The organism is Phenylobacterium sp. VNQ135 (genome assembly GCF_049445735.1).
Taxonomy (GTDB): Bacteria; Pseudomonadota; Alphaproteobacteria; order Caulobacterales; family Caulobacteraceae; genus Phenylobacterium.
The window spans coordinates 172501-187364 of record NZ_JBMSDS010000003.1; the positions used below are offsets into that span (position 1 = coordinate 172501).

Sequence of the window (14864 nt, forward strand, 5' to 3'; positions counted from 1 at the left end):
TGAGCGGACCGCTTCAGGGCCTGTAGCTCAGTTGGTTAGAGCACACGCCTGATAAGCGTGAGGTCGGCAGTTCGAGTCTGCCTGGGCCCACCACACTTTATCCATTGTGTGACCCTCGGGCGGGCGAGACAGAGATCGATGACGGCTCCCAGCTGCGGCCGGCCTCTAGTGATTAGGGGCCATAGCTCAGTTGGTAGAGCGCGTGCTTTGCAAGCATGAGGTCGTCGGTTCGATCCCGTCTGGCTCCACCATTCCCGCGCGATCGCGGAAAGCAACGAGTTTCCGTCCTTCTCATCGAGAAGCGACGGCATCTGACATCGTGAATTGAAGGGTTCATCCGCCCCACCCCTGGGGTTCGAGGATGGATCCGAGATGACATCATCATCAAAGCAAAGACAAAGCGCATGTGTGGGCGCTGTCCGGGTTTCGTACCTCGGCCGGCATCTGTCCCCACGCATGAGTTTTGCTGAGAACGATCAAGCGCATAAGGGCTTCTGACGGATGCCTTGGCACTGAGAGGCGATGAAGGACGTGGCACGCTGCGATAAGATCCGGGGAGGCGCGAGCACCCTTTGATCCGGATATTTCCGAATGGGGAAACCCACCTTTACGGTCTGCGAATGTGAACTTCAGCTCCGGCTGAGGTTCTGGTTCGTAGGTCGTTCAAAGGTACATTGACCTGAATACATAGGGTTCAATGAGCGAACCCGGGGAACTGAAACATCTCAGTACCCGGAGGAAAGGACATCAACCGAGACTCCCGTAGTAGTGGCGAGCGAACCGGGACCAGGCCAGTGCTGTCGTGACATAAAGCCGAACGACTTGGAAAGGTCGGCCATAGCGGGTGATAGCCCCGTAGGCGTCAATTAGCGACAGACTCGAGTAGGGCGGGACACGTGAAATCCTGTCTGAACATGGGGGGACCATCCTCCAAGCCTAAGTACTCCTCAGTGACCGATAGTGAACAAGTACCGTGAGGGAAAGGTGAAAAGCACCCCGACGAGGGGAGTGAAATAGAACCTGAAATCGGAAGCCTACAAGCAGTCGGAGCCACCACGCGTGGTGACGGCGTACCTTTTGTATAATGGGTCAGCGACTTCATGTGCCGTGCAAGCTTAAGCCGTTAGGTGTAGGCGCAGCGAAAGCGAGTCTGAATAGGGCGATTAAGTACGTCGCATGACGACCCGAAACCAGGTGATCTATCCATGAGCAGGTTGAAGGCTGGGTAACACCAGCTGGAGGACCGAACCCGTGCCCGTTGAAAAGGTCTGGGATGACTTGTGGATAGGGGTGAAAGGCCAATCAAACCTGGACATAGCTGGTTCTCCGCGAAATCTATTTAGGTAGAGCGTCAGACGAATTCCTTGGGGGGTAGAGCACTGGATGGATGCGGGCGGCGCGAGCTGTACCAATTCTAACCAAACTCCGAATACCCAAGAGAACTATCTGGCAGACACACGGCGGGTGCTAACGTCCGTCGTGAAAAGGGAAACAACCCTAACCATCATCTAAGGCCCCCAAGTACTGGCTAAGTGGGAAACGATGTGGGATTGCTTTGACAACCAGGATGTTGGCTTAGAAGCAGCCATCATTTAAAGAAAGCGTAACAGCTCACTGGTCAAGCGATCCTGCGCGGAAAATGTAACGGGGCTCAAGCCAGTCGCCGAAGGTATGGGTGTGCGTAAGCACGCGGTAGCGGAGCGTTCCGTAAGCCTGTGAAGGTCAGTCGTGAGGCTGGCTGGAGGTATCGGAAGTGAGAATGCTGACATGAGTAGCGACAAAGAGTGTGAGAGACACTCTCGCCGAAAGTCCAAGGGTTCCTGCGTAAAGTTAATCTGCGCAGGGTTAGCCGGCCCCTAAGGCGAGGCCGAAAGGCGTAGTCGATGGGAACCAGGTAAATATTCCTGGGCCAGTTGGAAGTGACGAATGACGTAAATTGTCAGGGCTTATTGGATTGCTCCTGGCAGTGAAGTTGTTCCTGGAAATAACTCCAACAGAGACCGTACCCGAAACCGACACAGGTGGACAGGTAGAGCATACCAAGGCGCTTGAGAGAACTATGCTGAAGGAACTCGGCAAATTGCACGCGTAACTTCGGGATAAGCGTGACTCACCTTGCGCAAGCAAGACTGAGTGGCACAGGCCAGGGGGTAGCGACTGTTTATCAAAAACACAGGGCTCTGCGAAACCGTAAGGTGACGTATAGGGTCTGACGCCTGCCCGGTGCCGGAAGGTTAAAAGGAGGGGTGCAAGCTCCGAATTGAAGCCCCGGTAAACGGCGGCCGTAACTATAACGGTCCTAAGGTAGCGAAATTCCTTGTCGGGTAAGTTCCGACCTGCACGAATGGCGTAACGACTTCCCCACTGTCTCCAGCATAGGCTCAGCGAAATTGAATTCCCCGTGAAGATGCGGGGTTCCCGCGGTTAGACGGAAAGACCCTATGAACCTTTACTGCAGCTTCGCTTTGGCGTTAGCGGCAACATGTGTAGGATAGGTGGGAGGCTATGAAACCGGGGCGCCAGCTCTGGTGGAGCCAACCTTGAAATACCACCCTTGTTGCCGCTGACGTCTAACCGAGGTCCGTTATCCGGATCCGGGACATAGCGTGGCGGGCAGTTTGACTGGGGCGGTCGCCTCCCAAAGTGTAACGGAGGCGCGCGATGGTGGGCTCAGAGCGGTCGGAAATCGCTCGTCGAGTGCAATGGCATAAGCCCGCCTGACTGAGAGACTGACAAGTCGATCAGAGACGAAAGTCGGCCATAGTGATCCGGTGGTTCTGCATGGAAGGGCCATCGCTCAACGGATAAAAGGTACTCTAGGGATAACAGGCTGATTTTGCCCAAGCGTCCACAGCGACGGCAAAGTTTGGCACCTCGATGTCGGCTCATCACATCCTGGGGCTGGAGCAGGTCCCAAGGGTTCGGCTGTTCGCCGATTAAAGTGGTACGTGAGCTGGGTTCAGAACGTCGTGAGACAGTTTGGTCCCTATCTGCCGTGGGTGTACGAAGCTTGAGAGGATCTGTCCCTAGTACGAGAGGACCGGGATGGACACACCTCTGGTGGACCTGTCGTGGCGCCAGCCGCGCAGCAGGGTAGCTAAGTGTGGAATAGATAACCGCTGAAAGCATCTAAGCGGGAAACTAACCTCAAAACAAGGCTTCGCTGAGAGCCGTGGTAGACCACCACGTTGATAGGCCAGATGTGGAAGTGCGGCGACGCATGGAGCTTACTGGTACTAATCGCTCGATCGGCTTGATCGTTCTTATCAAAACTCATGAGAGCTTCGTCTTTGCTCTCGATGTCATCTCGACAACGCATCCGCTTCGTTGACCTGGTGGCTATGCCGAGAGGTCCCCACCCGATCCCATTCCGAACTCGGTCGTTAAGCCTCTCAGGGCCGATGGTACTTCGTCTTAAGGCGCGGGAGAGTAGGTCGCCGCCAGGTCTACCAAGCGGATGCAGATCCAGAACCCTTCAGATCACGATCACTACGTACCGGCTTTGCCGCGGGGTGGAGCAGCCCGGTAGCTCGTCAGGCTCATAACCTGAAGGTCACAGGTTCAAATCCTGTCCCCGCACCCAAAGTTCTCAAGAACGCCGTCCTTCGGGGCGGCGTTTTTGCGTTTGGGGCTGCCGCCGACATCTGACGCAGCCCTCCGCCTTCCGCGGCCTCGCAGCGCCGACGAGCCGCAGGCGCATTACCGCGAATTATCTTGGACTTCATGCGCCGGCGGGACAGAACGGGCCCATGGCGCGGCGCTGGGGGGTGTCGCTACCTCGGAGCTTGAGCGCACGTGATCGGCCTCGCTGTCGCCGCCAACCTGGTCGTCGCCCAGGCGCCGGAACTTCCCCGTCTGCCGGAGATCCGGCGCGATCCGCAGGTGACCTATGTGGACCGCTCGGGGGCGGTGATCGGCGTTCGCGGCGGCCGCTACGCTCCGCCGGTCGACCTCGGCCGGATCCCGGCCTATGTGCCCGCCGCCTTCGTCGCCATCGAGGACCGCCGCTTCTACGAGCACAACGGCGTCGACGCTCGCGGCATCGCCCGGGCCGTGGTGGTGGCCATCGACAAGGGCCGCGCGACCCAAGGCGCCTCGACCATCACCCAGCAGCTCGCGCGGAACCTCTTCCTCAGCCAGGACCGCACGCTGGAGCGCAAGGCGACCGAGATCGCCTACGCCCTGCAGCTGGAGCGCGCCTATAGCAAGAAGCAGATCCTCGCGCTCTACCTCAGCCGGGTCTACTACGGCTCGGGCGCCTACGGCCTCGAGGCGGCGTCGCAGCGCTATTTCAACAAGCCGGCCTCGCGCCTGACGATCCGCGAAGCCGCCATCCTGGCTGGCGTCCTGAAGTCGCCGACCAACTACAATCCTGCCGAGCAGACGGAAGCCGCGATGGCGCGCTCCAAGCTGGTGCTGGACGCCATGGTCGAAACCGGCGCCATCACGCCCGCCCAGCGCGCCAAGGCCCTCGCCGAGACGCCCCGCATCTGGAAGACCGCGCCAAACGCGGCGGCCCAGTACTTCATCGACTGGATCGACGACCAGGTGAAGCCGGTGGCCGGGAAGGTGCGCCAGGACGTGATCGTCGAGACCACCCTCGACCTGGCCATGGAACAGGCCGCCTTCGACGCCGCCCGCAACACGGTCGCCCGCCACAAGGCCCAGCGGGCCGAGCAGGCGGCCGTGGTGGCGGTGGACGGCGTCGGCCGCGTCCGCGTGATGGTCGGCGGAACCGACTATGTCCGCGCGCCGTACAATCGCGCGGCCAGCGCGAAGCGCCAGGCGGGCTCCGCCTGGAAGCCGTTCGTCTATCTGACGGCGCTGGAGCAGGGGCGCACGCCCGACCTGCCCGTCGTCGACGAGCCGGTCACCATCTCTGGCTGGACGCCTGCCAACTACTCCGAGAGCTTCCTCGGTCCGCTCACCCTCGAGCAGGCGCTCGCCCAGTCGGTGAACACCGTGGCCGCACGTCTGGCCGATGAGGTCGGTCGCCAGAACGTCGCCGCCACCGCGCGCCGGGTCGGCATCGTGTCCAGCGTCAACATCGATCCGGCGATGGCGCTGGGAACCACTCTCGTGACGCCGCTGGAGATGACCCAGGCCTACGCGGCCTTCGCGAACGGCGGCAATCGGGTGCAGGCCTATGGCGTGGAGCGCATCCGCACACGCGCGGGCGTGACGCTCTACCAGAAGAAGCCGGCGGCGCCGGTCCCGGCCATCGCCAATCCGCCGCTGAGCGACCTCAACCGCATGCTGCGCACGGCGGTGATCTCCGGCACCGGCAAGGGCGCGGCGATGCCCGGCTATGACCTGGCGGGCAAGACCGGCACGACCTCGGACTACAAGGACGCCTGGTTCTGCGGCTACACGGGCGGCTTCGCCTCCTGCGCCTGGATGGGCCGCGACGACAACAGCCCGATGGCCCGCATCGCCGGCGGCGGCGCCCCGGCCGAGCTGTGGCGCGGCTTTATGGCGAGCGCCCTGAAGCGGCTCCCGAAGCAGCAGATCCCGTTCGGCCCGGCGGTCACACCGCCACCGCCCCCGGTGGAGCCGGCGCTGACGCCCGCCGCCGAACCGCAGGCGCCCTTGCCCGCGGAGACCGCCCCCGGCTAGCCTCGGTCGGGGAGGCTTGAGCCATGCACAGAATGTGGATCGCAGGCGGCGTGCTGGCGCTGGGCCTCGCCGGCGCAGCGGCGGCGCAGTCGACGGTCGCCGACCTCATGAAGCATGAGATCAATCCGGCGGCGCTAGCCTTCTGGGCGGCCGGCAACGATCCCCCGGAGAACGAAACGCCTCAGGCGGCGCAGGCCCGATGGCGGGCCGCCGAGGCTGCGGCGGACACGCTCAGGAGGCAAGGGCTACGGCTGCAGGCGGCGCCCTACGCGCGGTCTCCCCAATGGTCCGGATTCGCCAGGCAGATGGCCGACGCCGCCGCTTCGGCGGAAGGCGCCATCCGAGACCGCAACGCCGAAGCGGCGTTCGAAGCCGGCGGACGGCTCTACGATTCCTGCGACGGCTGCCACAAGGCCTATCCCCCGCCCAAAAGGTGAAGCCCGCGGACCCGCGCCACACGAGCGCCGCGATGCTCGGTCAATCGGGCGACATGCGCAGCCTGTTCCTCCTCGCCGCAATCGCGTCTGCGGTCCCCGCCGCGGCCTTGGCCGATCCGCAGACGGAGGCGCGCTCGGCCGTCGGCGCCTGCATCTCCGCCATCGCGGATGGCGCGCCGGTCGCCGACCAGATCAAGGGCGAGTTCGTCGAGATCCGTCGCGAGAAGGAGCCGGAGACCTGCACGGTCACGGTCACGGGCGGGGAGCCTGCCGCGGTGCGGGCCGGCGTGCTGGACGCGCTCGCCAAGCGCAAGGAGCGGTTCTCGCCCGCCAAGACCCGCTGGGACGCCGGCGCCTTCGCGAGCCGCGAGGCCTTCTGCAACATGCCCGCGGGACGCGCCTTCAACGTCATCGTCTCGACGGCCAAGCCGGGCGAGCCTCTCGTGCTGACCGCCACGGTCCTCGAGGCCAAGGAACGCGACGTCCGCTGCGACCGCGACGAAGGCCTGCAGAAGCCGGCGGCGGGTTAGGCGTTCCGGGCCATCAGGCCGCCGTCCACGGGGATCGTCGCACCCGTGATGTAGGAGGCCGCCGGCAGGCAGAGGCTGAGCGTCATGTGCGCCACCTCCTCGGGCCGGCCGTAGCGGCGCAGGGCCGTCCGCCGCTTGGCGAAGGTCTGGCGATCCTCCTCGGCGAGGCCCTGGGTCATGCCGGTGAGGATCGGTCCCGGGCAGATGCAGTTGACGGTGATCCCCTCGGGACCGAGCTCCACGGCCAGCGCCCGCGTGAGACCGGTGACGCCGGCCTTCGCCGCGGCATAGGGGCTGTCCCGCGACGTCGCGCCCAAGGCTTCGGTGGAGGCGATGTTGACGATCCGCGCGCTCTCCGACTTCCGCAGCCAGGGCAGGGCTGCGCGCACCATGCGCTGCTGGGCGGTGAGCAGGATGCCCATCGCCCGATGCCAGACCTCATCGTAGTCGTCCGAGCCGATCGGCGAGAACGCCGAGATACCGGCGTTGTTGACCAGGATGTCCAGCCCGCCGAACCGCTGGGCGACGGCGGCCGTCACCTGGCGGATCGCCTCCGGATCCGAGACGTCCAGCGGCCAGGCCTCGGCGCTGCCGCCTCCGGCGCGGATCGCCTCAGCGACCGCCTGGGCGCCGGCGGCCGAGACATCCGTGACCGCCACATGCGCGCCCTCGGCGGCGAAGACCTCGGCGGTGGCCTTGCCCATGCCCGAGGCGGCGCCGGTGATCATCGCCACCAGACCTTGCACCGACCGGCCGCTCACAGCGAAAGCCCTCCATCCACGATAAGCGTCTGTCCGACCACATAGCCCGCGAGCGGCGAAGCCAGCAGCAACGCGGCGCCCGCCATGTCCTGCGGCGTGCCCATTCGGCCGAGCGGGATGGAGCGCAGCGCACCGGCCAGCCGGTCGGGATGCTCCGTCGTGACCTTGGTGAGCTTCGTGTCCACCAGCCCGGGCGCGAGGCCGACCACCCGGATGCCCTCGGGCGCCCAGGCTTCGCCGAGCGTCTTGGTCAGGCTGACGGCGCCCGCCTTGGAGGCCGCATAGGCCGGGTTGCCACGGTTGGATTTGAAGCCTGAGACCGAGCTCACGATGATGATGACGCCGTGACGGGCCGCCAGCACGCTTCGGAACTTCCGGGCGCAGTCCATCAGGCTGTCCAGGTTGACCGCCATTACCCGGTCCCAGCCTTCCGGCTCGAACTCGCCGCGGCGATAGACGACCGTGCCCTGGCACAGCACCAGGACGTCCAGCGGATCGATGCCAGGCGCGGCGTCGATCCGGGCGCGATCGCCGACGTCCACACAGGCATAGCTCAGCCCGGCGAGATCGGAGCCCTCCACGCCGGCGTAGTCTTCGGCCCTGGCCCGGGTGCCCCAGACGTGCACGGCGGCGCCGCGTTCCCGGAAGCCGTGGGCGACGCCGTTCCCTATGCCGCTGGAGCCGCCCACCACCAGCACGGTCTTGCCGCTGAAGTCGAGATCGCCCGGCACGCTGTTCCTCCCGTTTTCCGCATGCTTGCACGGGGAAGGCGGCGGTCAATGCTGACGCCCCGTCAGTCTTGCCAGCGGTCCCGCGCCGGGGAAGCATGGCGGAACGCCCTGCAGAGGGACCGAGGAAACACGCCCATGCCCGAGTTTCGCATGGTGGACGCAGGCGCGGTGCGCATCCGCTGCGCCGTGGAAGGCGAGGGGCCGCTCGTGCTCATGGTCCACGGCTTCCCCGAGAGCTGGTTCTCCTGGCGCCACCAGATCGGCCCCATCGCCGAAGCGGGCTTCACCGCCGCCGCCATCGATGTCCGCGGCTACGGCGGGTCGGACAAGCCGCAGTCGGTCGAAGCCTACGCCATGCAGCATCTGACGGCGGACGTCGCGGGGGTCGCCGAGGCGCTGGCGCCAGGCCAGCCCGTCGTCCTGATCGGCCACGACTGGGGCGCCCCCATCGTCTGGAACACGGCGCTGACCCGGCCGGGGCAGGTGCGGGCGGTCGCCGGCCTGTCGGTGCCGTACCTGGGCGTGCCGAGCCGCCCCTTCACCGAGGTGTTCGATACGCTGTTCACCCGGCGAGGCCGCTTCTTCTACCAGGCCTGGTTCCAGAACGTCGGGCCGCCCGAGGCGGAGGCCGAGCGCGACGTGCGCGGTTTCCTGCGCAAGTTCTACTACGCCATCTCGGGCGACGCCCCGCCGGGCGCCTGGCCGATGAAGCCGGCGGGCGCGACGCTGCTGGAAGGGCTCATCGACCCCGACCCGTTCCCGTCCTGGCTGACCGAGAACGAGCTCGACTATTACGAGGCCGAGTTCCGGGAATCGGGCTTCTTCGGTCCCATCAGCCGCTACCGGAACCATGAACGCGACTTCGAGTGGCTGCAGGGCTTCAAGGATCGGGTCATCGAGCAGCCGGCCCTGTTCATCGGCGGGACCAAGGACCCGGCGAGCACCGCCTTCGGCGGCGTGTCGGATCCGGTCGCCGCCATGCGGCCGCACGCGCCGAACCTCACCGCCGGCCACATGCTGGAGGGCTGCGGGCACTGGACGCAGCAGGAACGGCCCGACGCCGTCACCGACATCCTCGTCGACTGGCTCAAGCGCCTCTAGACCATGCCGAACGACCGCCGGGAGGGCTCCGCCCCATGATCGAACCCAGGATCCAGCTCTGGCATTGCCCCGACGCCCGGTCCTTCCGCCCGCTGTGGGCCCTGGAGGAACTGGGCCTCGAGTACGAGCTGCACATCCTGCCGTTCCCGCCGCGCGTACGGGCGCCGGAGTACCTGGAGGTCAATCCGCTCGGCACTATTCCGGCGCTGAAGGACGGCGACACGTTCATGAGCGAGTCCGCGGCCATCGTGCAGTACCTGGTCACGCGCTACGGACCGAGCGACCTCGCCGTGGCGCCCGACGATCCGGCCTACGGCGCGTGGCTCAACTGGCTGCATTTCGGCGAGGCGACGCTGACCTTCCCGCAGACCATCGTGCTGCGCTACTCGACCTTCGAGAAGGGCCGCGCCGACCAGGCCGCCGAGGACTACGCGAAGTGGTTCCTGAGCCGGCTGCGCCACGTCGACCGCGCTCTGGCGGCCGGCGACTGGCTCTGCGCCGGGCGCTTCACCGCCGCGGACATCTCGGTGGGCTACGCGCTGCTGCTCGCCAATCATCTCAAGCTGTCCGAGAAATTCCCGGCGGCCGTCGCCGCCTACTGGGAACGGCTGAAGGCCAGGCCCGCCTTCCAGGCCGCCAAGCGCGCCCAGAAGATCGACCTCGCCGAGGCGCTGTCCTCGTGAGCCTTACGTGGGGTCGCGCTTGCCCGGCCTCGCGGTTCGCATAGGGTTTTCCTCACAAGAAGAAGAGACGGAGGAAGCCATGAGCCCTGCGGACGACGCCGGCGCCGCCATCCAGGCGCCGCCGCCCTTCAAGCCGCTGCCGCAGAAGGCGCCGGACATCAGCGTCGAGCGGCGCGCCGACGGCTCGTACATCATCCGTTCCAACCATCCGCCGGGCGAGGGCCCACGCTCGATCCCCCACCTGCTGGCCGAGAAGGCTGCCGAGCACCCCGACCGACCCTTCATCCTCCAGCGTGCGCCAGGCCATGGCCCCTGGGGTGGCGTCACCTACGGCGAAGCCAAGCGGGCGGCCGACGGCGTGGCCCAGTGGCTGCTGGACCGGGGCCTGACCAGCGCCGACAGCGTCATGGTGCTCTCGGGCAACGCGGTGGAGCACGCGCTCGTCATGCTGGGCTGCTACACCGCCGGTGTCCCGGTGGCGCCGATCAGCCCCGCCTACAGCCTCATGTCCGCCGACCACGCCAAGCTGAAGCACTGCTTCGCGACCGTGAAGCCGAAGGTGGTGTTCGCCCAGTCGAGCGAGACGTTCGCCCGCGCGTTCGAAACCCTGCGCGGGCTGGATCCGGGCCTGGCGTTCGTCACCGTCGACGGCGGGAACGGCACGATTGCGCTGTCCGAGCTGACGAGCACGGAGCCTGGCCGCGACGTGGAGGAGGCGCGCGAGCGCCTGACCCATTCCACGGTCGCCAAGTACCTGTTCACCTCCGGCTCGACCGGCATGCCCAAGGGCGTCCCGCAGACGCACGGCATGTTCGCAGGCGTCATTGCCGGCCAGGAAGGACTGCGCGACGAAGCGCCCGATCCGGACAATCCGCCCAAGTCGCTGGAGTGGATGCCCTGGAGCCACATCTCGGCGGGCAACATCGCCTTCAACGGCAACCTCTGGGCGGGCGGCACACTGCACCTCGACGAGGGCAAGCCGATCCCCGGCATGTTCGAGACGACGATCAAGAACCTCTACGACGTCTCGCCGATGGTGTTCGGCTCGGCGCCGGTCGCCTTCGGCATGCTGGCCGAGGCGATGGAGCGCGATCCCGAGCTCCGCCGCAGCTTCTTCAGGAACATGCGCTACATGGGCTATGGCGGCGCGACGCTGTCCAACGACCTCTACGACCGGCTGCAGGCCCTGGCGATCGCCGAAACCGGCATGCGCATGCCGATCACCACCATGTATGGCGCTACCGAGACCCAGGGGATCACGGTCGTGCACTGGATCACCGAGCGGGTCGGCCTCATCGGCCTGCCGCTGCCGGGCATCACGCTCAAGCTCACGCCGAACGGCTCGAAGTTCGAGGTCCGCGTGAAGGGCCCCACCGTCACCACCGGGTATCACAACGACCCGGAGAAGACCGCCCAGGCCTTCGACGAGGAAGGCTTCTACAAGCTGGGCGACGCCTGCCGCTTCGTGGATCCCGAGGACCCCGCGAAGGGCCTGGTGTTCGACGGCCGCGTCACGGAGGACTTCAAGCTGGACAGCGGCACATGGGTGTCCGTCGGCACGCTGCGGCCGGACCTCGTCGCCGCCTGCAGCCCCTATGTCTTCGACATGGTGATCGCGGGCCAGGACAAGCCGTTCATCGGCGCCCTCGTGTGGCCGGCCCCGGCGGCGCTCGCCAGCCTTGGCGACGATCCCCTGGCGAAGCTGGCCGAAGTGCTGAAGGCCCGCTTCGCCGAGTTCAACGCCACCGCCGGCGGCTCCTCACGGCGGGTAGGCCGCTTCGTCATCATGACCGAGCCGCCGTCCATCGACGCGGGCGAGATCACCGACAAGGGCTATGTGAACCAGCGCGCCACGCTGGAGCGCCGCCACGCCCTGGTGGAGGCGCTCTACGCCGAGCCCCCCGGAGACGGCGTGGTCGTCGTCTGACGATGTCCGAGATCGTCCTGCACCACTACGACACCTCGCCCTTCTCGGAGAAGGTGCGGGTGATGCTGGGCGTCAAGGGGCTGGCGTGGCGCTCGGTGATCCAGCCGGTGATCATGCCCAAGCCCGAGCTGATTCCGCTGACCGGCGGCTATCGCCGGATCCCGGTGATGCAGATCGGGGCCGACGTCTACTGCGACAGCCAGGTGATCCTCGCCGAGATCGAAGCGCGCCATCCCGAGCCGCCGGTGGTCCGCGGAGCCGACTGGGCCGTGAACCTGTGGGCGGACCGCCAGTGGTTCCAGGCCACCGTGGCGGTCGTCTTCGCCGAGCTGGGCGACGCCGTTCCCAAGGCCTTCATCGAAGATCGGGAGAAGCTCTCTGGCCGGCCGTTCGACATCGCCGCCATGAAGGCCGCCGCGCCGTACGCGCGGGCGCAGTGGCGGGCGTTCGCGGCCTGGCTCGAAGATGGCCTCGCCGGCGACGCCTTCCTTGGCGGCGGTTCCCCGTCTCTCGCCGACGTCGCGGCCTACATGAACGTCTGGTGGCTCTCCAGCGCCGCGCCACGGGCCGCCGAGGAACTGCTCTCGGGCTTCGAACGGGCCGAGGCCTGGCGCGCCCGCGTGGCGGGCCTTGGCCACGGCGACCGCAGCGAGATGTCGCCGGCCGAGGCGCTGGTCGTCGCAAGCCATGCCCTGGCTGCGCCGCCGCCGCCGTCCGAGGAGGACCCATCGGGCCTGAGGCCTGGCGATCGTGTCGTCGTCCAGGCCGACGACTATGGTCGCGATCCGGTCGCCGGCACGCTCGTGGCCCTGAACCGCAGCCGCGCCGTCGTCGCCCGCGAGTGCGGCGAGCTCGACATGCTGCATGTGCATTTCCCCCGCGCCGGCTATGTGCTGTCGCGGGCCTGAACGGAGGTTTCGATGAACGATCGGGTGACGGTGGATATCCAGGGCGGCGTCGCCGACGTGCGCCTGGTCCGGGCCGACAAGATGAATGCCCTCGATGGGGACATGTTCGCCGCGCTGATCGAGACGGGCGAGCGCCTGAAGACCGAACCAGGGGTCCGGGCTGTGGTGATTTCGGGCGAGGGGCGGGCGTTCTGCGCCGGCCTCGACATGGGCAACTTCCAGTCCATGGCCTCAGGCGAGCGCAAGGGCGGTCAGGGCACGGCGGGCGAGCTGCTGACGCCCAAGCGCACGCCCGGCGGGTCGAACCGCGCCCAGCATGCCTGCATGGTCTGGCGGGAAATCCCCGTGCCGGTGGTCGCCGCGGTGCATGGCGTCGCCTTCGGCGGCGGCTGTCAGCTCGCGCTCGGGGCCGACATCCGGCTGATCGCGCCGGACGCGCGCATGTCGGTGATGGAGATCAAGTGGGGCCTGGTGCCGGACATGGCCGGGCTCGTCCTGATGAAGGGCCTCGTCCGCGACGACGTCGCCCGCGAGCTGACCTATTCCGGCCGCATCGTCACCGGCGAGGAGGCCGTCGCCGTGGGTCTCGCCACCCGCGTGTCGCCGGATCCACGCGCCGAGGCGCTGGCCATGGCCCGGGAGATCGCCGGCCGCAATCCGCACGCCATCCAGGCCGGCAAGCGGCTGCTCAACCTGATGGGCCGCGGCGACCAGCACGAGGTGCTGCTGGAGGAGAGCCGCGAACAGGCGGCCCTGATCGGCTCGCCCAATCAGATCGAGGCCGTGATGGCCAACCTGCAGAAGCGCGAACCGAACTTCACCGACGTCACGCCGGCGAAGGTGGAAGCGTAGGGAAGAGACCGCGGGCGGAGGCTCGGCCGTCCGCCCGCAGCGCCCCTTGAAGGCTTACCGCGCCGCGATTCGGGTGGGGAGCGCGGCCAGGGCGGGATCGCCGCTTTGGGCGGCCACGTGCTCCAGCGTGGCCTTCACGCAACCGGCCATCATCTCGCGCTGGAAGCTCGAGCCGACCGTGGCGCGCGAGCAGACGGTCTTGGCCGCCTTCAGGATGTCCTTCTGGACCTGCTCGGAGCTCTTGCCGGCGGTGGCGACGCGCATCGATTGCGCGCTGGCGGGAGCCGCGACGAGGGCCGCGACGGCGGCGAGGGTGAGAATGCGGATCATTGGGTTCGTTCCGGGATCAGGGTTTGCGACAACCCCTTTCCGGCGTTCCTCGCGAGGCGGGGCCGGCGACTGATGCCCGGCTCTTCACGCCTGCATCCAGATTGATTCCCACGGATTGCTTTCGACGCAAGTGCGATATTGCGCTGCAGCATCATCACCTGGTCGGACTGCCTAGTCCGGCGTCATCCGCGCCCGATATAGGGCATCTTCGTCGCCATGACGGTCATGAACTGGACGTTCGCCTCCAGCGGCAGGCCGGCCATGTACAGCACCGCCTCGGCGACATGATTCACGTCCAGATAGGGCTCTGGCCTCACCGAGCCGTCGGCCTGTAGCGCGCCCTGACCCATGGCGCGCGTCATCGGCGTTTCGGCGTTGCCGATGTCGATCTGGCCGCAGGCGATGTCGTAGGCGCGGCCGTCGAGCGAGGTGGCGCGGGTCAGGCCCGTCATGGCGCTCTTGGTCGCGGTATAGGCGATGCTAAGCGGCCGCGGCGCATGGGCGGCGATGGAGCCGTTGTTGATGATCCGGCCGCCGCGCGGGTCCTGGTCCTTCATCAGCCGGAACGCGGCCCGCGTGCAGAGGAAGGCGCCGGTGAGGTTCACGTCCACCACCCGCTTCCAGTCGGAGAGCGCGTGATCCTCGATCGGCACAGGCCGTGCGCCGGAACCGGCGTTGTTGAACAGCAGGTCCAGGCGGCCGAACAGCGACGTCGTGGCGGCGAAGAGATCGTCGACCGCCGCCTCGTCGGCGACGTCGGTCGGGACCACGAGCGACTCGCCTGCGGCCAGGCTCGCAGTCTCCTCCAGGGCCTCCGCCCGGCGACCGCCCAGCGCCACCTTCCAGCCGGCGTCGAGTAGCGCCACGGACACAGCCCGGCCGATACCGCTGCCCGCCCCCGTGACAATCGCGACCTTCTCCATTGCGCTCTCTCCTCCGTGTGACTAGCCCAGGGTAGCCAACGGCCCCGCCGTACCAAAATTTCGAG

Annotated in this window: 12 protein-coding genes, 3 tRNA genes and 2 rRNA genes; 13 read left to right on the forward strand and 4 right to left on the reverse strand. The window is 66.8% G+C overall.

Annotated elements, in window-relative coordinates; translation table 11 throughout:
* The first annotated feature begins 16 nt into the window (after window positions 1-16).
* From ACO2Q0_RS11945 to ACO2Q0_RS11980, 8 genes are all read left to right on the forward strand, one after another.
* Window positions 17-93 (forward strand) — tRNA-Ile (locus ACO2Q0_RS11945).
* A gap of 82 nt (window positions 94-175) precedes the next feature.
* Window positions 176-251 (forward strand) — tRNA-Ala (locus ACO2Q0_RS11950).
* Between the two features lie 223 nt (window positions 252-474).
* Window positions 475-3261 (forward strand): 23S ribosomal RNA (locus ACO2Q0_RS11955).
* A 70-nt stretch (window positions 3262-3331) separates the two neighbouring features.
* Window positions 3332-3446: ribosomal RNA gene (gene rrf / locus ACO2Q0_RS11960) — 5S ribosomal RNA — on the forward strand.
* A gap of 60 nt (window positions 3447-3506) precedes the next feature.
* Window positions 3507-3583: transfer RNA gene (locus ACO2Q0_RS11965), tRNA-Met, on the forward strand.
* Window positions 3584-3795: 212 nt separating this feature from the next.
* Window positions 3796-5616 carry a transglycosylase domain-containing protein gene (locus ACO2Q0_RS11970; RefSeq protein ID WP_423351747.1) on the forward strand — a complete coding sequence of 607 codons (1821 nt, stop codon included), beginning with the start codon at window positions 3796-3798 and terminating at the stop codon, window positions 5614-5616.
* A gap of 23 nt (window positions 5617-5639) precedes the next feature.
* Window positions 5640-6053: a hypothetical protein gene (locus ACO2Q0_RS11975; RefSeq protein ID WP_423351748.1), complete on the forward strand. Its 414-nt coding sequence runs from the start codon at window positions 5640-5642 to the stop codon at window positions 6051-6053.
* A 32-nt stretch (window positions 6054-6085) separates the two neighbouring features.
* Window positions 6086-6583 carry a hypothetical protein gene (locus ACO2Q0_RS11980; RefSeq protein WP_423351749.1) on the forward strand — a complete coding sequence of 166 codons (498 nt, stop codon included), beginning with the start codon at window positions 6086-6088 and terminating at the stop codon, window positions 6581-6583.
* On the opposite strand, the gene ACO2Q0_RS11985 is transcribed toward ACO2Q0_RS11980, so the two are convergent.
* Window positions 6580-7344 carry an SDR family NAD(P)-dependent oxidoreductase gene (locus tag ACO2Q0_RS11985; protein WP_423351750.1) on the reverse strand — a complete coding sequence of 255 codons (765 nt, stop codon included), beginning with the start codon at window positions 7342-7344 and terminating at the stop codon, window positions 6580-6582. The genes ACO2Q0_RS11980 and ACO2Q0_RS11985 overlap by 4 nt on opposite strands.
* Window positions 7341-8075, reverse strand: coding sequence for an SDR family NAD(P)-dependent oxidoreductase (locus tag ACO2Q0_RS11990; protein ID WP_423351751.1), 735 nt, complete (start codon window positions 8073-8075; stop codon window positions 7341-7343). The genes ACO2Q0_RS11985 and ACO2Q0_RS11990 overlap by 4 nt, the downstream gene beginning before the upstream one ends.
* 135 nt (window positions 8076-8210) lie before the next feature.
* Between ACO2Q0_RS11990 and ACO2Q0_RS11995 the strand changes: the two genes are divergently transcribed.
* The 5 genes from ACO2Q0_RS11995 (at window position 8211) to ACO2Q0_RS12015 (ending at window position 13546) form a co-directional block, all read left to right on the forward strand.
* Window positions 8211-9176: an alpha/beta fold hydrolase gene (locus tag ACO2Q0_RS11995; RefSeq protein WP_423351752.1), complete on the forward strand. Its 966-nt coding sequence runs from the start codon at window positions 8211-8213 to the stop codon at window positions 9174-9176.
* A 35-nt stretch (window positions 9177-9211) separates the two neighbouring features.
* Complete coding sequence (locus tag ACO2Q0_RS12000) at window positions 9212-9859, forward strand: glutathione S-transferase family protein (protein ID WP_423351753.1); 648 nt, start codon at window positions 9212-9214, stop codon at window positions 9857-9859.
* Between the two features lie 79 nt (window positions 9860-9938).
* On the forward strand, window positions 9939-11786 hold the full coding sequence (locus ACO2Q0_RS12005) for an AMP-binding protein (protein WP_423351754.1): 1848 nt from the start codon (window positions 9939-9941) through the stop codon (window positions 11784-11786).
* Window positions 11787-11788: 2 nt separating this feature from the next.
* Window positions 11789-12694, forward strand: coding sequence for a glutathione S-transferase family protein (locus ACO2Q0_RS12010; protein ID WP_423351755.1), 906 nt, complete (start codon window positions 11789-11791; stop codon window positions 12692-12694).
* A gap of 12 nt (window positions 12695-12706) precedes the next feature.
* Window positions 12707-13546 (forward strand): crotonase/enoyl-CoA hydratase family protein, encoded by an 840-nt coding sequence (locus ACO2Q0_RS12015; protein WP_423351756.1) that lies wholly within the window; start codon window positions 12707-12709, stop codon window positions 13544-13546.
* 54 nt (window positions 13547-13600) lie between these two features.
* Here ACO2Q0_RS12015 and ACO2Q0_RS12020 read toward each other — a convergent pair whose 3' ends face one another.
* Together ACO2Q0_RS12020 and ACO2Q0_RS12025 are read right to left on the reverse strand one after the other, a co-directional pair.
* Entirely contained in the window at window positions 13601-13876 is a 276-nt protein-coding gene (locus tag ACO2Q0_RS12020) for a hypothetical protein (RefSeq protein ID WP_423351757.1), read from the reverse strand.
* A gap of 182 nt (window positions 13877-14058) precedes the next feature.
* On the reverse strand, window positions 14059-14799 hold the full coding sequence (locus ACO2Q0_RS12025; protein ID WP_423351758.1) for an SDR family oxidoreductase: 741 nt from the start codon (window positions 14797-14799) through the stop codon (window positions 14059-14061).
* Window positions 14800-14864 lie beyond the last annotated feature (65 nt).